Source organism: Mesorhizobium sp. B3-2-1, from assembly GCF_006439515.1.
Taxonomy (GTDB): domain Bacteria; phylum Pseudomonadota; class Alphaproteobacteria; order Rhizobiales; family Rhizobiaceae; genus Mesorhizobium.
This window is the reverse complement of record NZ_VFTI01000031.1, coordinates 1-17,282: the sequence shown is the minus strand read 5'-3', so window position 1 is coordinate 17,282 and position 17,282 is coordinate 1. Positions and strand designations below refer to the sequence as shown.

Annotated in this window: 18 protein-coding genes, 1 tRNA gene and 2 pseudogenes; 8 read left to right on the top strand and 13 right to left on the bottom strand. The window is 60.9% G+C overall.

Going from position 1 to position 17,282, the window contains the following annotated elements; genetic code table 11:
* Positions 1-78: 78 nt before the first annotated feature.
* The 6 genes from FJW08_RS26005 to FJW08_RS25980 all read right to left on the bottom strand — a co-directional run bounded on the left by FJW08_RS26005 (position 79) and on the right by FJW08_RS25980 (position 7,934).
* Positions 79-3,876, bottom strand: a complete 3,798-nt coding sequence (locus FJW08_RS26005; RefSeq protein WP_140812852.1) for a vitamin B12-dependent ribonucleotide reductase — start codon at positions 3,874-3,876, stop codon at positions 79-81.
* Between the two features lie 666 nt (positions 3,877-4,542).
* Positions 4,543-4,854, bottom strand: a complete 312-nt coding sequence (locus FJW08_RS26000) for a PilZ domain-containing protein (protein ID WP_140812851.1) — start codon at positions 4,852-4,854, stop codon at positions 4,543-4,545.
* A 105-nt stretch (positions 4,855-4,959) separates the two neighbouring features.
* Positions 4,960-5,448 (bottom strand): NUDIX hydrolase, encoded by a 489-nt coding sequence (locus tag FJW08_RS25995; RefSeq protein WP_140755088.1) that lies wholly within the window; start codon positions 5,446-5,448, stop codon positions 4,960-4,962.
* A gap of 209 nt (positions 5,449-5,657) precedes the next feature.
* Positions 5,658-6,158, bottom strand: a complete 501-nt coding sequence (gene gpt, locus FJW08_RS25990; protein ID WP_140755086.1) for a xanthine phosphoribosyltransferase — start codon at positions 6,156-6,158, stop codon at positions 5,658-5,660.
* Positions 6,159-6,274: 116 nt separating this feature from the next.
* Positions 6,275-7,108, bottom strand: coding sequence for a universal stress protein (locus tag FJW08_RS25985; RefSeq protein WP_140812850.1), 834 nt, complete (start codon positions 7,106-7,108; stop codon positions 6,275-6,277).
* A gap of 82 nt (positions 7,109-7,190) precedes the next feature.
* A complete protein-coding gene (locus FJW08_RS25980) occupies positions 7,191-7,934 on the bottom strand; it encodes a competence/damage-inducible protein A (RefSeq protein ID WP_140812849.1) in 744 nt (247 codons plus the stop codon).
* Between the two features lie 445 nt (positions 7,935-8,379).
* On the opposite strand from FJW08_RS25980, the gene FJW08_RS25975 reads away from it, so the two are divergent.
* On the top strand, positions 8,380-8,661 hold the full coding sequence (locus tag FJW08_RS25975) for a hypothetical protein (protein ID WP_140755080.1): 282 nt from the start codon (positions 8,380-8,382) through the stop codon (positions 8,659-8,661).
* A 67-nt stretch (positions 8,662-8,728) separates the two neighbouring features.
* On the opposite strand, the gene FJW08_RS25970 is transcribed toward FJW08_RS25975, so the two are convergent.
* The 4 genes from FJW08_RS25970 to FJW08_RS25955 form a co-directional block, all read right to left on the bottom strand.
* Positions 8,729-8,968, bottom strand: coding sequence for a DUF2188 domain-containing protein (locus FJW08_RS25970; RefSeq protein WP_027145493.1), 240 nt, complete (start codon positions 8,966-8,968; stop codon positions 8,729-8,731).
* A 28-nt stretch (positions 8,969-8,996) separates the two neighbouring features.
* The gene (locus FJW08_RS25965) at positions 8,997-9,290 is read right to left on the bottom strand and encodes a DUF982 domain-containing protein (protein ID WP_140755078.1); all 294 of its coding nucleotides are present in this window, start codon (positions 9,288-9,290) and stop codon (positions 8,997-8,999) included.
* 100 nt (positions 9,291-9,390) lie between these two features.
* Complete coding sequence (locus FJW08_RS25960; protein WP_140812848.1) at positions 9,391-9,702, bottom strand: SH3 domain-containing protein; 312 nt, start codon at positions 9,700-9,702, stop codon at positions 9,391-9,393.
* 106 nt (positions 9,703-9,808) lie between these two features.
* Positions 9,809-10,912, bottom strand: a complete 1,104-nt coding sequence (locus tag FJW08_RS25955; protein ID WP_140812847.1) for an NADH:flavin oxidoreductase/NADH oxidase — start codon at positions 10,910-10,912, stop codon at positions 9,809-9,811.
* A gap of 157 nt (positions 10,913-11,069) precedes the next feature.
* Here FJW08_RS25955 and FJW08_RS25950 point away from each other — a divergent pair, with 157 nt between their 5' ends.
* On the top strand, positions 11,070-11,648 hold the full coding sequence (locus FJW08_RS25950) for an NUDIX domain-containing protein (RefSeq protein ID WP_140755072.1): 579 nt from the start codon (positions 11,070-11,072) through the stop codon (positions 11,646-11,648).
* Between the two features lie 22 nt (positions 11,649-11,670).
* Here FJW08_RS25950 and FJW08_RS25945 read toward each other — a convergent pair whose 3' ends face one another.
* Complete coding sequence (locus FJW08_RS25945) at positions 11,671-12,210, bottom strand: J domain-containing protein (protein WP_140812846.1); 540 nt, start codon at positions 12,208-12,210, stop codon at positions 11,671-11,673.
* A gap of 211 nt (positions 12,211-12,421) precedes the next feature.
* Here FJW08_RS25945 and FJW08_RS25940 point away from each other — a divergent pair, with 211 nt between their 5' ends.
* The 4 genes from FJW08_RS25940 (at position 12,422) to FJW08_RS25925 (ending at position 14,600) form a co-directional block, all read left to right on the top strand.
* Positions 12,422-12,709, top strand: coding sequence for a PilZ domain-containing protein (locus FJW08_RS25940; RefSeq protein ID WP_140755068.1), 288 nt, complete (start codon positions 12,422-12,424; stop codon positions 12,707-12,709).
* A gap of 171 nt (positions 12,710-12,880) precedes the next feature.
* Positions 12,881-13,600, top strand: coding sequence for a carbonic anhydrase (locus FJW08_RS25935; protein WP_140812845.1), 720 nt, complete (start codon positions 12,881-12,883; stop codon positions 13,598-13,600).
* On the top strand, positions 13,597-13,812 hold the full coding sequence (locus tag FJW08_RS25930; RefSeq protein WP_140812844.1) for a hypothetical protein: 216 nt from the start codon (positions 13,597-13,599) through the stop codon (positions 13,810-13,812). Before FJW08_RS25935 ends, FJW08_RS25930 begins: the two co-directional genes overlap by 4 nt.
* 32 nt (positions 13,813-13,844) lie before the next feature.
* Positions 13,845-14,600 carry a DUF4239 domain-containing protein gene (locus tag FJW08_RS25925; RefSeq protein WP_140812843.1) on the top strand — a complete coding sequence of 252 codons (756 nt, stop codon included), beginning with the start codon at positions 13,845-13,847 and terminating at the stop codon, positions 14,598-14,600.
* Positions 14,601-14,747: 147 nt separating this feature from the next.
* Here the strand turns inward: FJW08_RS25925 and FJW08_RS25920 are convergent.
* A tRNA-Leu gene (locus FJW08_RS25920) sits at positions 14,748-14,834 on the bottom strand.
* A 34-nt stretch (positions 14,835-14,868) separates the two neighbouring features.
* Positions 14,869-15,701, bottom strand: a pseudogene (locus tag FJW08_RS25915) (IS5 family transposase).
* A gap of 284 nt (positions 15,702-15,985) precedes the next feature.
* Here FJW08_RS25915 and FJW08_RS25910 point away from each other — a divergent pair.
* Positions 15,986-16,666, top strand: coding sequence for a hypothetical protein (locus tag FJW08_RS25910; RefSeq protein WP_246682581.1), 681 nt, complete (start codon positions 15,986-15,988; stop codon positions 16,664-16,666).
* A gap of 173 nt (positions 16,667-16,839) precedes the next feature.
* Positions 16,840-17,282: pseudogene (locus FJW08_RS25905) on the top strand (transposase); the annotation flags it as partial.

Below are 17,282 nucleotides of genomic sequence, written 5' to 3'. Positions count from 1 at the left end.
GATCGGGTCGAACAAAACACAGAGGCCGACCCTCTCGGGCCGGCCTCGGATGCCGTGAATAGGAAGTGCCTCAGATTCTCAGCTGCACCCGCTCGTGGCGCCGCACGTATCGCACTTCTCGCAAGTTCCGTTCCGCACCATGGTAAAGTTCTGGCACTCGGAGCAGGAATTGCCGGTGTAGCCTTGGAGCAGCGACTTGGCGCGGCGGTCGGCGGCGAGTTTCTTCGCCTCGGCCGCTTCCTGGGCCGCCGTGTCGGTGAACAGTGCCGCGGTGGTATCGCTCGAGGCATCGGAGGCCGCTTCCTCGAAGGCGATGTCTTCCGCCAATTCCTTGGCCCGCTCCTCATAGTCGCGCTTGTAGGCGATCGCCTCGTCGCTCGCCGGCTTCAACGCCAGCACGTTGGAGCCGGAGAAGGCGGTCGGCGCCGAGCGGGCAGGGGCGCCGGAGGAGCCGGCAAAACCCTTCGGCTCACTGCCGCTTGCCCTCGAAACCAGCTTCACCGGCGAGCCGCGGGTCAGGCCCTTGGAGACAGCGTCGGTCTTGCCTTCGCTGATGCCGCGGCCAAGCGCTGTGTTGGAGAAGTCCGACTGGTCGACATGGGCGAGGTCGTTGCGGCCGAGATAGGAAATGGCGAGCTCACGGAACACGTAGTCGAGGATCGACGTCGCGCTCTTGATGGCATCGTTGCCGATAACCATGCCGGCCGGTTCGAACTTGGTGAAAGTGAAGGCGTGCACATATTCGTCGAGCGGCACGCCATATTGCAGGCCGAGCGAAATCGCGATGGCGAAATTGTTGAGAAGGCCACGCAGCGTGGCGCCTTCCTTGTTCATGTCGATGAAGATCTCGCCGAGACGGCCATCGTCATACTCGCCGGTGCGCAGGAAGATGGTGTTGCCGCCGATCTTGGCCTTCTGCGTGTAACCCTTGCGGCGGCCGGGCAGCTTCTCCTGCTCGCGCGACACGCGTTCGATGATGCGTTCGACGATGCGCTCGGTGATCTGCGCCGCGCGCGCCGCAGCCGGTGCCTGGATCAGCTGCTCGACCGCATCGTCCTCATCCTCCTCGCCATCGGCGAGCAGCGAGGCATTGAGCGGCTGCGACAGCTTCGAGCCGTCGCGGTAGAGCGCGTTGGCCTTCAGCGCCAGCTTCCAGGACAACATGTAGGCGCTCTTGGCGTCCTCCACTGTCGCGTCGTTCGGCATGTTGATGGTCTTGGAGATGGCGCCGGAGATGAAGGGCTGCGCCGCCGCCATCATCTGGATGTGGCTGTTGATCGAAAGCGAGCGCTTGCCGATCTTGCCGCAGGGGCTCGCACAGTCGAACACGGCGAGGTGTTCGGCCTTGAGGAAGGGCGCGCCTTCCAGCGTCATCGCACCGCAGACATGGATGTTGGCGGCCTCGATGTCCTTCCGGGAGAAACCCAGCGCCGGCAGCATTTCGAACGAGAAATCGTTGAGCTGTTCGTCGGTGAAGCCGAAAGTCTCCTTCACCCAGTCGGCGCCGAGCGTCCACTGGTTGAAGACGAACTTGATGTCGAAGGCCGACTTCAGCGCGGCATTAAGCGCCGCGATCTTGTCGTCGGTGAAGCCCTTTGCCTTGAGCGAACCGGGGTTGACGGCCGGCGCCTGGTTGAGATTGCCGTGACCGACGGCATAGGCCTCGATCTCGGCGATCTGGCTCTCGGAGTAACCGAGCGTGCGCAGCGCTTCCGGCACGGCGCGGTTGATGATCTTGAAATAGCCGCCGCCGGCGAGCTTCTTGAACTTCACCAGGGCGAAGTCGGGCTCGATGCCGGTGGTGTCGCAATCCATGACCAGGCCGATCGTGCCGGTTGGCGCGATCACGGTAGCCTGCGCGTTGCGGTAGCCATGCTCCTCGCCGAGTTCGATGGCGCGGTCCCAGGCGGCCTTGGCGTGGGTGGCCAAATCCTGCTGCTTCAGGTCCGACGCCACGAGAGGCACCGGATTGACGGCGAGTTTTTCGTAACCGTCCTTGTCGCCATAGGCGGCGCGGCGATGATTGCGCATGACGCGCAGCATGTTCTGGGCGTTGCGGTCATAATCGGGGAAGGCGCCGAGTTCGGACGCCATTTCCGCCGAGGTCGAGTAGGCGACGCCGGTCATGATGGCGGTCAGCGCGGCGCAGATGGCGCGGCCCTCGTCGGAATCGTAGGGAATGCCCGAGGTCATCAGCAGGCCGCCGATATTGGCGTAGCCGAGGCCGAGCGTGCGGTAGTCGTAGGAAAGCTTGGCGATCTCCTTCGACGGGAACTGCGCCATCATCACCGAGATTTCGAGAACAATGGTCCACAGCCGCACGGTGTGCTCGTAGGCAGCGATATCGATCGTGCCGTCGGCGTTGCGGTAGGGGAGCAAATTGATCGAGGCGAGGTTGCAGGCCGTGTCGTCGAGGAACATGTATTCCGAGCACGGGTTGGAAGCCCGGATCGCACCCGCCGATGCGCAGGTGTGCCAGTCGTTCATCGTCGTGTTGAAATGCAGGCCGGGATCAGCCGACGCCCAGGCGGCGTAGCCGATCTTTTCCCAGAGGTCCCGCGCCTTCAGCGTCTTCAAGACCTTGCCGTCCTTGCGGGCGGTCAGGTGCCAGTCGGCGTCGGTCTCGACGGCGCGCAGGAAATTGTCCTTCAGCGACACCGAATTGTTGGAGTTCTGGCCCGAGACCGTCAGGTAGGCGTCAGAATCCCAGTCGGTGTCGTAGGTCTTGAACGACATCGAGGTGTAGCCCTGCTTGGCGAACTGGATGACGCGATAGATGTAGTTTTCCGGCACCGCCGACTTCTTGGCCGCCTTGATTTCGCGCTTCAGCGCCGTGTTGACGGCCGGATCGAAGCAGTCGTCGTCATGACCTTCGCAGTTGACGCAGGCCTTCATGATCGCTTCGAGATGCTTCTTGACGATCTTGGAGCCGGTCACCAGCGAGGCGACCTTCTGCTCTTCATTGACCTTCCAGTCGATGAATTCCTCGATGTCGGGGTGGTCGGCGTCGACGATGACCATTTTCGCCGCGCGGCGCGTCGTGCCGCCCGACTTGATGGCGCCCGCCGCACGGTCGCCGATCTTGAGGAAGCTCATCAGGCCGGACGAGCGGCCGCCGCCGGACAGCTTTTCGCCTTCGCCGCGCAGCAGCGAGAAGTTTGAGCCGGTGCCGGAGCCATATTTGAACAGGCGCGCCTCGCGCACCCACAGATCCATGATGCCGCCCTCGTTGACGAGGTCGTCCTGCACGCCCTGGATGAAGCAGGCATGCGGCTGCGGATGCTCGTAGGAGGACTTCGACTTGGTCAGCTTGCCGGTGAAGGGGTCGACATAGAAGTGACCCTGGCTCGGACCGTCGATGCCATAGGCCCAGTGCAGGCCGGTGTTGAACCATTGCGGCGAATTCGGCGCGACGCGCTGGGTGGCCAGCATATAGGCAAGCTCGTCGCGGAAGGCGCGCGCATCTTCCTCCGACGCCTTGAAGTAGCCGCCCTTCCAGCCCCAATAGGTCCAGGTGCCGGCCAGCCGGTCGAAGACCTGGCGGGCGTCGATCTCGGAACCGTAGCGCTCGGCTTCCGGCAGCTTGGCGAGCTCGGCCTCATCGGCGACGGAGCGCCACAGGAAGGAGGGGACGTCGTTCTCCTCGACCTTCTTCAGGCGCGCGGGAACACCGGCCTTGCGGAAATATTTCTGGGCCAGGATGTCGGCGGCGACCTGGGAGAACTGCGCCGGCACATCGATGTTGTCCAAGCGGAACACCACCGAGCCATCCGGATTCTTGATCTCGGAAAGCGCCTTGCGGAATTCGATCTCCGCATAAGCGGCCCCTTCTTGGCCTGCATGTCCTGGCTTGGTGAAACGACGCTCGATGCGCATTGGTCCGGTCCCTTTTGTCTATATATAGCGCTTTCATCAGGGGATTTCTGCCCCCAAAAGACGAAACGCGCTGTCCGCCGTTTGCCGGCATTGCGAACAATGCCGGCATCTCCTCTTCGCGGGCGCGGCCACGCACACGACAAAACGCCTTGCCGAGCGTTTGCCGAGGCTGCCAACCGACCCCGCGGGTCCCTCAAAACTGAATTTTTCGATTCCCTCACCTGAGGGAAATTCACACTATCTAGCGTCGAACCTGCCTGCAAACACTAAATATAGTGTTAACAGACAATTTATTCCAGTCCGACAATTCTCCCTTTCGTCGCCCCACCACCCCACGATTCCGCCGGCCTCGTAAATAGGCGGAAATGCGGGCAAAACGCACATAATCCGGGAAAAAGACCGGGCTCAGAACTTTCCGGTCGCGCTCTCAACAGGAGCGCATGGCCTATAAAAGGCGACTCGTTTCGAGCCGTCAAGGATTCGTTTGCGTAGCTTTTGTGACCCCAACATCTTGTGTGTCACACATGTGGATAACGGGGATAGAATGGGCCGCTGTGGCGGCCATTTTCCGGCGGCAAGCATTTGCGATCACCGGTCCGCCTACGCGGGCTGCGTCAAGACTGTCCGGCGGGTTCAAAAAAGCCCGGCAAGCGGATGCGCAGGGAGTCAGCCGTAGTGCCGCTTCGGCTTGGGCTCGGTACCGGTGAACTGTACGCCGACCCGGTCGTTGCGGCGCCAGCGGACTTCGCAGCGATAGGCGACGCCGTCGAGCGGCACATAAAGAAGGAATTGGTCGGGAACCCGGGACTCGAGCGGGATTTTCAGTTCGGCGCCGCCCGCATGCTGGTCGCGCACCGTACAACCGATTTCTGAATTCCGGATCCCGGTGATGATCGTTCCACCTTTGAGCACGCGTGGCCGATGCTCGCGCTGCGGCTCAGGGGACTCTTGCTGAAATGGGTTTACAGGATTCGCCATCGATGAAACGCGCCAGACTGGCCCATTTCTATCGAAGAAAAATTAGCAAACCATTCACACGCGGTGCATCGCATAGTTGTGAGTCTGCCGCGATAACACGTGCGCTCAGGAGAACCTGCGCGGGTCGGCGCAGAAATAGGCGATGATCTGACAGAGGTCGGGCTCATTGACCATGCGCACGGCCTCGCTGGAACTGACCCACCTGCGTGTGCGGGAATTTTTTTCCTTCCAGCGGTCGGCGATCTTGTCGACATGCAGCGGAAACACCAGCACCTCGCAAGGCACTTCTTCGCCCGAAGCCAGCACCTTGGCATAGAAATAGCGGCCGGCTTCGAGATGGGAGATGTTGCCGCGCAAACCGGCTTCTTCGGCGGCCTCGCGCGCGGCGGCTTCGCAGAGCGGCTCCTTGGCTTCCGGCCAGCCTTTCGGCAACACCCAGCGGCCAGTATCGCGGCTGGTGATCAGCATGACCTCGACGCCGTTCCCGACATCGCGCCAGGGCAGGGCGGCAACCTGCAGACGACACGGTGCCGTGCCGAAGAGTCGCCGGACCCTTTCAGCAAGGTGGTTGTGCGTCGTTGGCCGTGTCAACATCGAAGAAGCTAGCCCCAGCCTCCAGAATCGTTTGCCGTCTCATGAATCTTACGGCTAATTGTGACCAATAAAAGTAAAAACTTCGGTCACGCTGGCTGATTCCCGTCAACAAGGGTCGATTTCGCAGGATATCTTGTCGGCGGGTCAGTCCGCGCAAGCAAATATTGTCGTCGGCGCTGGCTTGATTGGTAAAAACGGCTTGCCGCGAATCAGCCGGCGTGATCGTCGGCGATCGGCTTCTGATAGGTGAAGCCCATGTCCCAGGGAAAATAGATCCAGGTGTCCTGGCTGACCTCGGTGACGAAAGTATCGACCAGCGGCCGGCCCTTGGGCTTGGCGTAGACGGTCGCGAAATGGGCCTTGGGCATCATTGCCCGCACGATGCCGGCGGTCTTTCCGGTGTCGGTCAGGTCGTCGATGATCAGCACGCCGGCGCCATCGTCGGACAGCAAGGCCGGCGTGATCTCCTTCAGCACCTGCAATTGTCCCTGGCTGGTGTAGTCGTGATAGGAGGCGACGCAGACCGTCTCGATGACGCGGATGCCGAGTTCGCGCGAGATGATCGCCGCCGGAACCAGGCCACCGCGCGTGATGCAGACGATAGCCTTCCATTGGCCCTTGCTGGTGCCGGCAAGCCGCCAGGCAAGCGCGCGGGCATCGCGATGGAACTGGTCCCAGGAGACCGGGAAGGCTTTTTCGGGAAGGGACATTTTTCGCGCACTCCGCGGCACGCGACGGCCGCGTGCAAGAAAACAGGGGAATGCGCGCGGAATTAACTGGAAATCACCGGGCTTGGCAAGGGTGGCTGGTAGCGATCGCTGTGGACTTATCGCGACAGGAAGGCCGCTACCTGCGCCGTGCGCAGCACCGTGCGCGTCACCCCGCCGAACAGAAGCTGGCGCAGCCAGGAGTGGCTGTAGGCGCCAAGCACCAGCAGATCGGCACCGGTCTCCGCGATTCTGTTCTGGATCATGTCGTCGACCGAGGTGCCGCCCGATTTCTGCACCGAGACACTGACAGTGGCGCCGTGGCGCGACAGGGCCGACGCGATTTCGGCGCCCGCGGCCTCCGGGCTTTCGTCGAGCGTATCGGGTGGATCGATGACCAGTATGTCGGTTTTCTCGGCCTCGATGATGAAGGGCAGGGCATCGAACGCGGCGCGCGCGGCCTCCTTGCTGCCGTTCCAGGCAAGCAGAACGTGTTTGAAGGTGGTGACGAGAGGACCGGCATGCGGCACCACCAGCACCGGCCGGCCGGCATCATAGACCAGCGTATCGACGTCTGCGCTCGGATCGCCGCCAGTCTCGCGTTGGGCGGCGATGATGAGATCGGCGGCGCGCACGTTTGAAATGCCAGTCAGCGCGCTGTCGCCGGAGAAGCTCTCCAGGCTCCGCCATTCGAAGGAGAGGCCGGAATCCTCGATGCACCTCAGGAAGAAAGCCTGGAGTTTTTCGGCCCGCTCCCGGTTCATGTCGGCGGAAACCTGCAGGAACTCCGTATCGGGAAAACCCGTCGCCGACGTGTAGGGCACCGGGAGCGCCTCGGCATGAATGCCGATCAGATGGCTCTCGAAGCGGCTGGCAAGCGGGATGGCGCAGTCGAGCACCCGCTCGGCGTCCTGTTCGTTCTGCAGAATGGCAACGATGGTCTTGAAACGCATGATGATCCCTCAACCTTGCGAGTGACGAGCCTCGCGGCAGGGAAACGTTGCGGCGTCGTTCTTGGTTCCGGTTTGCGCCGGATCAGCTCGTCTTGCCAGCGAAGCCAGCCACCATGGCCTCGACGTCGGCGCGCGCGGCCTCGAGCGCATCGGCGCTGCGGGCACGAACCACCAGTTCAGTCCAGAACTTGCCGTCGCCATATTTCGGATAGGAGCCGATGATCGTGTCCGGATGCGCTTTCTGGATCTCGCCCAACGGCCCGCCGACCAGGCCCTCGCCGAACGGGCAGTGCACCGTGGCCGACAGCATTTTGGTGCCGGCTCTCAGCGTCGGGACGACATTGTCGAGCATGGCCTGGAAGATCGAGGGTACGCCGGCCATGACATGGACGTTGCCGATGCGGAAACCGGGCGCCACGGACACCGGGTTGTCGATATGGTCGGCGCCGCGCGGCATTCGCGCCATGCGTTTGCGAGCCTCCGTGTATTCGATGCTGCGTGCGGCATAGCTCGCCTCCAGCAGGGCATAGGCCTTGGCATCGTATTCACAAGGCACGCCGAAAGCCTTGGCGATCGAATCGGCTGTGATGTCGTCATGTGTCGGGCCGATGCCGCCGGTTGTGAACACATAGGTATAGCGTGCGCGCACGGCATTCACCGCCGCGACGATCTCGTCTTCCTCGTCGGGAACAATGCGCACCTCCTTCAGGTCGATGCCGATCGCCGTCATGATATCGGCGAGGTGGCCGATGTTCTTGTCCTTGGTGCGGCCGGACAGAATCTCATCGCCGATGACAAGCATGGCGGCAGTGACGATTTCAGGCATGGAAGGCTCCGACAGACGGCCCGTCTGAATAGCGCGACCGACGGGCGGCGGCAATGCCGCCCAAACGGCGAACGATCCGGCATACACGGATATCACCTGGATTACGGTGGCTGGCATAGCTTGACCAGGACGGGAGAAAGCTCTTTCCGATTGTTCTCGGACGCGGGGTGCGATCAACGACCGCCCCGCGAAGTCAGTCCGTTTTTTGCCATCCTTGCGGCGGCATCGCGGGCGGATAAGGTGCACGGCTCGGATCCCGGTGATGACGGATGCCGCAATTCGCCGCGCCTGAACAAGTCGTCGCCTTCATCGAGCGCATAGCGGCGCGCTTTTGTCGCCCGGCATCACCGCCACTTCACGAGAATTTCAGGGAACCATTCGGCTGACTATTGGGTTTCGACCGTGTCGCACCCAAGACGACCAAGGTAGATACGGAGTAACTAATATGTACGCGAAACTTCTAGCCGCATCCGCTCTGACGATTGGCCTCGCAACATCGGCCATGGCTCAGTCGTCAGAACCGACATATACCAACCATAGCTGGTGGCTGTTCGGCAACCATGAGGAGACAACCGTCGATCCGTACACCACCGGGAGCATCGACGCCTACGGCTCCGGGCTGAGCACCCAAGGCAACACTGGAGGTATCGGTCCATGTGCCCACAACACGCCTGGTCCCGACGCCAATTCCGGGCTGAACGTCAACGATAAGTACTGCGGGAAGTAATTCGATTCACGGGGCGCCGGTTGGCTGCGGATAGTTTCACACTATCCGCGGCCATCGCCTGTCGAGATCAATCCGAGATTTCGGTCTGAGGCCGGTCGCGGCCGTCGGCGAGTTCCTCGTGCCATTTGCCCTCGGCGTCCTCATACTGGATGCCATCGGTGGAACCCGCCACCTGTTGTTCGGCCGAAGCGATCTCGGCGGCGCGTAACGCGTCCTGATGGGTGGGAAATGTCTCTGAGAAGGTTGATCCGACCTTATAGGCCCAGCCACCGTCATGCTCGACGATCTTGTAAGTCAGCTTCGCCATCAAAACCTCCAGTTAAAGGTCCGCCTGCTCAATGCAACCGGTCGTCTGGCAGCCGGTCGTCGGGCAGCTTGTCGTCGTGCACCAGCACTTCCGATTCCCTGGCGGCCTCGATCAGTGCCCGGCGCGCTTCCGCTGTCGAACGATAACCTTCCAGCACTTTGAGGCAAGTGTCGAGGGCATCACGATGACGAGGCCCGCGATTAAGCGGCCACACAGTCATCAGACACTCCGCTGCCTCCTGGGTCGAGCGGATATGGCGATATTTGCCGACATGGCCAAGCTCGACCACGACGGGCGTTTCAAAAGGCTTGTTGTCCATCATGGCCGCAACGCAAAGCAGCCAATTTGGTTGCAAAAATGGCCTTTGGCCCGCGCCCAAAGGTCGCGTCGCTTCCGCGGCGCGCACTAAATGCATTGGCGTCTCAGTAGCCGCAGTCGTTGCGTAGCCAGCGCGCATTCGCCCAGCCGGTGCCGCCGCCGATTTCGACCCAGTTGCCGCGCCGGTCGAAGATCTCCGTATGATCGCCGTTGAACAACTGCCCGATCATCCGTGAGGACGAGTTTGGCCATGTGCGCACGGCGAGAAAGCCGCTGCCGGTCGCCAGATTGTAACGGCCGGAGAGGCCGTACACCGTACCCTCGCAATATTGCCCGACGGTCGGCGCCGAAGAGCCGAGCCAAAATCCGGCCACGGCCACGAGTGCCGCGGCCGGCAAGAATGCCCTGAACGACATGATTACCTCCCCAGCCCGGCCGCGCCCGCCGCAGCCCTCGGCAGCGTAGCAGTTCGCGGCCAGAATTGAAGCAGGCCGTTGGCGAACCGTCAGGGAGAATGGGCGATCAGCTGGCCGCCTTCATCCAATGTTCCATCGTCGTCACCGAGCGGGCGAGCTGCGGCGCCGGATGGATCTTTTCGCTGAAGGTGGCCGCCGCACGCCATCCCCAGCGCGGATCGGCGAGGAAGGCGCGCGCCAGCGCCACCATGTCGGCGCGACCTTCGGCGATAACAGCCTCGGCCTGTTTCGGGTTGTCGATCAGCCCGACCGCACGGGTTGGAATGCCGGCGCCCTTGCGTACGGCTTCCGCCAGATGCACCTGATAGCCCGGCCCGGTGGGCAATTTCTGCAACGGCGAATTGCCGCCGCTCGAGCAGCAGAGATAGGCGATGCCTTCGGCCTTCAACGCTTTCGCCACCTCGATCGCGTCCTCGACGTCAAAGCCGCCATCGACCCAGTCCTTCACCGACAGCCGTGCGCCGAGCATCAGCCTTGGCACTGCTTTCTTCACCGCCCTGGCGATCTCGACGACAAGACGCATCCGGTTTTCCAGCGAGCCGCCCCAGCGATCCGTGCGCTGGTTGGACAGCGGCGACAGGAACTGGAAGATCAGGTAGCCATGCGCCGCGTGCAGTTCGATGAAGTCGAATCCGGCACGTTCGGCCCGCCTTGCGGCTTCCGCGAACCGCTCGATGAGCTGCAGGACTTCCTCGTCGTCCAGGGCGTGCGGCACGTTCCAACCGGTGTCGTAGGCGATGGCCGAGGCCGAGACGGTCTGCCAGGGATCCTCGTTTGGCTGCAATGGGCCGCCACCTTCCCAGGGCTTGCGGTTCGAGGCCTTGCGGCCAGCGTGCGCCAGCTGCGTGCCGAACTTCGTGCCGGGTGCGGCCACACGCCGGGCCGCGTCCAGCGCGCGGCGCGCGGCTGCTTCATTGTCTTCGGAATAGAGGCCGAGACAGCCATGGCTGATGCGTCCGCGCCGCTCGACATCGGTCATCTCCACCGTGACCATGCCGGCGCCGGACATGGCCAGGTTCATCCAGTGGTAGAGATGCCAGTCGCTGGCCGACCCGTCCTCGGCGGAATACTGGCACATCGGCGCCACGGCGATGCGGTTGGGAAAGGTGAGGCCATCGAGTGTGATCGGCTGGAAAAGCGATGTCGTCATGAAGAAACTCCGGGGAGGGGAATGCGCTATTTAGGCAATGGCACCCTTCCATACCACACACGAGACAGTGAAGGGCGCTGCATCAATCGCTGGCCCGATTGCGCCTGTACCGGTTCGCGGCTACGCCTGCGTTCGCCAGCAAGCTTCGAGGTGTCAGATGGAAGACCGCGTTCGTATCCGCTCGGAAGAGATTCTCTCCGACGACTGGGCGGTCCTGAAGAAGACCGTGCTCGACTATCGCCGGCGTGACGGACAATGGGAGACGCAGATTCGCCAGACCTATGATCGCGGCGACGGCGCGGTGATCCTGCCCTACGACCCCCAGCGTTCGACCGTGCTTCTGGTGCGCCAGTTCCGCTATCCCGCTTATGTCACTGGCCACCGCGAACCGCTGATCGAGGCCTGTGCCGGATTGCTGGACGAAAACGATCCGGAAACCGCCATCCGCAAGGAAGCCGAGGAAGAACTGGGTTACCGGTTGAACAGGATCGAGCGGCTGTTTTCACCCTACATGAGCCCGGGCAGCGTCACCGAGCGGCTCTGGTTCTTCATCGCCCGCTATTCGCCCGCCGACCGCATTTCGGCCGGCGGCGGCGCTCCAGAGGAGGGCGAGGACATCGAGGTTCTGGAAATGCCGCTCGACGAAGCGCTGGCCGGCATCGCCGACGGCCGCATCGTCGATGCCAAGACCATCATTCTGATCCAGCATCTGAAGCTTAATCCGATGGCAGCTTGATCGGAGACCAAGGAATTCCAATTCAGCCCGCATGATCCAACAGGCGGGTGGTGGCTGCGTCGCGATGATGTTCGGAATTAACGCGATCGATGCCTTCGACGGTGATGGCGAACGTGCCGTTTTCTGTTCTGGCGATCCAGCCCTTCGCTTTTAGATACCACAGGTGAAACTCGAGGTGCTCACGCGGACAGCCTGACATTCGTTCGAGTTCATCGTCGCCAATGCCAGGATTGTTGACGTCCTGTCGGCGTTTTGCATAAAGCAGAGAGAGCACTTTGGCTTGAAAGGCTGAATCTCGATCGAGGTTCTTGCTGTTGCTCGCCTGATCGGCCAGCTCGGCCCGGAGGTTCAAATGAGCCTTGTATTGAATATCGTATTGCGCACGCTTGACCGGATCCTTGAGCGTGTTGTGAGCCTCCAGGATATCGCTGAAGCGTGACTCGTTGCCGGTGACCTGGTTGTCGGGATGGTAGCGCATGGCAAAATGACGAAAAATGCGCTCTATCGTTTCCGAATTGGCATTCGGACTGATTTCGAGCATTTCGTAGAAGTCGATGAACATACCGGGCTTTCCCATGCGGTGTATTCTCGGCTCTCCCCGCCACAGTTCCGGGGCAAGGCCGACGATGATTATAGAGCTGAATATTTCACGATTTGCTAATACAAAGAACGGACAAAGGACAAGAACGGAACTTAAGCGAAAACGTAAGACCTTTGCGTCCTGCATCGCAGACTTTAGTCTGATAGCATTAGCTCGTTGGAGGCAGCCTACCATGACCGACAAATCCTCTGAACCGCCAATCGAGCGTCGAAGTCACTTGAGAGAAGTGGTTTTGAAGGATGCGTTCATAATCACGCAGGATGGCGAAATAGGCTGCGCCGTCAGAAATCAGCATGAGCACGGCGCTGAGTTGCGTGTCGCTGTGGGGGCAAAAGTGCCGGATAGCTTCCGGCTGCGCGTGCCGTTGGATGGTGCGACTTATCGAGCGGAAGTGCGGTGGAGAAAAGGCGAGCGGCTAGGCATCCAAATCCACGGCAATTTCTCGCTGAAGGTTAGATGATAAGGGCAAGCCGGCCTGATTTCAGGGGCGCGCCGATGCACTGCATTGCGGTGGCTTTCGTCGTTCCTGCATCCTGGCCTCCTCTCTTCGATCCTGACCTTATCGCCAATCGCTTGCCTATATATTAGAGCGAGCGCATATTCTTCGGAGAACAATGGGCGAGGGCTAAGAATGTGCAGCACCTGTGATGGTACAGGGGTCGGCCGGAGGGAGTTCCTCAAAGTCGGCGCGGGACTCGTCGCATTCGGCCTTGGTGGGGCCACGTGGTCGGCGCGCGCGGCACAAGGCGCGGCGACCGCGCTAAGCCTCGATGAAGCGCTCGCTGCGCTAAAATCCGGCAACGAAAGCTACGTCAGTCACCCGGAACTCTGCTCGATGGACCTTGCCGCGCAGCGAAACGCCGTCGCCGCACATCAGGCGCCCTGGGCCACGATCATCAGTTGCGCCGACAGTCGCGTTCCTCCGGAGCTGATTTTCGGCGGTCACGGCGTTGGAGAATTGTTCGTCGCCCGCAATGCCGGCAACCTTGTCGACACTGCGACGCTCGGTACCGTCGAATACGGGGCAGCGGTGCTCGGCTCACCCTTGATCGTGGTTCTGGCGCACACAAACTGCGGTGCCGTGAAGGCGGCGTGCGACGTGGTCACCAAGAACGCGACCTATCCTGGCGCGATCGGCCCGATGATCGAACCGATCCTGCCCGCGGCGATAGCAATGCGGAGCGCAGCGGGCGATTTCGTCGACAACACTGCCAAGGAGAGCGCGCGGAGGACCGCGAGGCGCCTTTCGGCCTCGAGCAAGGTGTTAGCCGGTCTCATTAAGGCGGGGAAGCTGAAGATAGTCGCGGCGATCTATGATCTGCAAACGGGTGCGGTGACCTACATCGAATGACACTCCCCGTCATCGAGATCGAAGGCTCGGGGGATCTCGATGCGTTGGCGTCTGGCCTCAACGCTATTCCGACCCGGCTTAGGTCGAAGCCCGAACAGGTCGACAGAACTATCGCGGCGGGCCGCGAGGCGGTGCGCGTCAACCCACCCCTGCAGCAGGCGTCCGGCAAGGCGCAAGGACGCGCCGGAATCGTGATGGCGGTCATCAACTGACGATCTTGCCATTGCCCATCGGAATGAGTGGCATGCGCGAAGCTTTCATCGCAACGGTAATCTTCCTGTGCCTGACTACGGCCGCGCTTGCCAGCACCGTTATATGGCCAAAACTGCCGGCCAAACATCGTGACGACGACACGAGCACCGTGGTTCGGCACGCCGCGAACCTGTTCGGGGTCATGACCTCGCTGATGCTCGGGCTGATGATCAATTCGGCTAAGAACACCTTTGAATCGATCGACCACAATGTCCACGCCTACGCGACCGAGTTGATCCTGCTCGACAGGACCTTGCGGCAATATGGCCCGCAAACCGACACGGTACGCCAGCCGCTGGTCGTCTACTTGCAGCGGGTGGCGGGCGATGCCTCGCCGACCAGCGAGACGCTGGTCGCCGCCAACCGGCTCTCTGAGCAGTTGCTGGCGGAAATCGGCACCCGGCTGAGTGCGCTGGCGCCGCCCGACGACGCGCATGGCTTCATTGTGCAGGACGCCCGCCAGCATTTGCAGAAAGTGCTGGAACTGCGATGGGTGTTGATCGAGCAGTCGGAGGGCACGATTCCGGTGCCTCTGATCACGCTCCTGGTTACCTGGCTGGTGCTGATCTTCGCCAGCTTCGGCTTCAGGGCGCCACGCAATACGATCACCATTTCGACCTACCTGGTGTCGGCGGCTTTGGTTGCCGGGGCGATCTATCTGATCTTCGATATGGACGTGGCCTTTTCCGGCCCGATCCAGATCTCGATGGCTCCGCTGGAGAGGGCACTATCCGAGTTACAGCAGTGATCCGCAGCCGGTAGCCGCGCCGGGCTAAATGACGTTGCGGCGGTTCAACAGAGCAAATCCAACAAATTTGAAGATTTTTGCTGGTGCGGACGACGGGAATCGAACCCGTACGATCAGAGATCGAGGGATTTTAAGTCTCATTTGCGGTGGTGCGGGCGACGGGGGTCGAACCCGTAAGTCACTGAGGACGCAGGATTTTAAGTCCTGTGCGGTTACCAGTTTCGCCACGCCCGCAAGTCACCGTTCCACCGGTATGTCACAGCCCATGTCACAAGTTCAAGCTCGACCCGGGTGCCAGTGATTGCGGCGCCAAATATTTCCTGCGACTGTCTAGGTAAGGCGTAGACTCATTACTGCGTAGCCAGATGCGAGTTGAGACGAGTTTGAGGGCAGCAAGATAGTTTTCTGCCAGCTTGTCGTAGCGTGTCGCGATCCGCCGGAACTGCTTGGCTTTATTGAAGAAGCGCTCTACGAGGTTGCGCGCCTTATAGAGGAAGCGACTGAAGCAGATCGGGTCCTTGCGGTTGGACTTGGGCGGGATGTTGGCCCAAGCCTTTCGCTCGGTGATGGCCGCACGCAAGGCGTTCGCATCATAGCCCTTGTCGGCGAACAGCATGGCACCCTCGGGCAAATCCCTGATCAAGTCGACTGCGGAGGTGATGTCGCTCTTCTGGCCTGCCGTCAGCGTTAGCTTGATCGGCCTCCCTTGGGCGTCGACAAGAGCATGGATTTTGGTTGTCAGCCCGCCTCGAGAACGACCGAGACAACAATCTCGACCCCCCTTTTTGCCGTCGCGCCGTGCTGATGGACGCGAACAATGGAGGTGTCGATCATCTGCACCTCGCCGTCATGGGCTTTGGTAATGTCGGCCATGAGGCGGTCCCACACACCTGCTTTCCGCCATCGGACAAAGCGGTTGTAGCAGGTGGTGCGTGGGCCGTATCGCTCGGGCAGATCGCGCCATGGCGCACCGGATCGCAGCACCCAGAAGATGCCGTTGAGCACCCGCCGGTCATCGACGCGCGGCACTCCTCGCGGCTTGTTGGGCAACAGCGGCTCGATCACGCGCCACTCGAAGTCGGTCAGGTCATATCGGCTCATGCGGAGCCTGAATCAGATTGCGCCGCAATATGAAAGCCGCCAGCCGGAAAACGACCCATTGCGGTCGTTCAAATTCTATTTTCGACTTTGATCAGTTTTCAGCACTTTGGGGGTAAGATTGATGGCATGTCCAAGATTAAAGACCACGCCATAAACCACCGAACGATGCTCGGCGGTTTATGGCGGATAGGCGTGATTTCTGACTATTGCTCAAATCACGGCCCCAATCCTAGGCCAAGTCATGTCGCGCTTAATTGTGTTTTGGCGAGAGGGCTCTATCAGTGATGCACGGCGGCAGAAATATCTCCATTGTCGCATTGGCAGTTCTTGCTGTCTGGTTCCTCGGCGGAAGGCTGCTCGGCTTCCGAAGCTGGGAATGGCACCAGAAGCTTGTTCTGGAGGTTGATACGCCGACCGGCGCCAAAACAGGCGGGAGTACTGTTGCAATCCATGCCGGCACCGAACCGAAATGGATCCCGATTTCGGCGGCGGGCGGCATTCACAGCGAGGTCAAAGGCGAAGCGTCCTTCGTGGAGGTGACGCCTGGAAAGTATCTTTTCGCTATCCTGAACTCTGCCGGTCGCGAATCTTCTACTTTCTTGCCTCAGAAGAGCCCAGACGCTTATGGCGAACTCGACACATTGGTGAAATTGCGGGAGACGCGCGTCGTGCCCCGCAACAAATATCCGGACTTCATGACGTTCGACGATGTCTCCGACCCAACATCAGTGAAGAGAGTTGACCCCAACAATCTTGCGGCGACATTTGGCCCAGGAACGAACCTGAAGCGCATTACATTGACTATAACTGATGAAGCGGTGACTGACGGCCCTGTGGAGAAAATTCTGCGGTGGTTGCCAAATTATTACGCGGTCCGCTTTGTCGATAATAGCCAGAAGAATCAAGAAACAAAAGATCTCCTAGTGCGAACGCTAACCTCAGGTGCTTTCAAAACAAAGGGCTAAGGCTATTACCGACATCCACCCGATGGCCGGCTTGTCCCTTGTGATCGCAGAAGCGGACAGGCCGCTGTCCACCCCATCTCGGTCATTCCGCATTTATGAGTTCACGGCCTAGCACTACTTTGGCAGATTTTTAGTTCTGGGAGCGTTTTGAGGATTCCCAAGAGCGGTTTTGCGTGATTCATGAGAGGTCGGCTATTGGAGGGGCCGGCCATGAACAGGGATTGGCAAGTCGATCTGGAGCAGTGGCTTGAGCCGTTCGTCTCGGCGTTGAGGCACAAGACGCGTGCGCGGATGTGTCCGGCCTATATTGCTGGGCTGATTGGCCTTGGGGATCGCAAGAGCATCCAACCGATGGCGGCGCGCGACGCAGGCGTCAATTATGACCAGCTGCACCACTTCATCTCGAGCGGCGTGTGGGATGCTGCGCCGCTGGAGAAGGTGCTACTTGCGGAGGCCGACAGACAAGTTGGCGGGAACGATGCGTGGCTGATCGTGGACGACACCGCGCTCCCCAAGAAGGGGCGCCACTCGGTCGGCGTCGCGCCGCAATATGCCTCGGCGCTTGGCAAGAACGCCAACTGCCAGACGCTGGTGTCGCTGACGCTGGCCTCTGGCG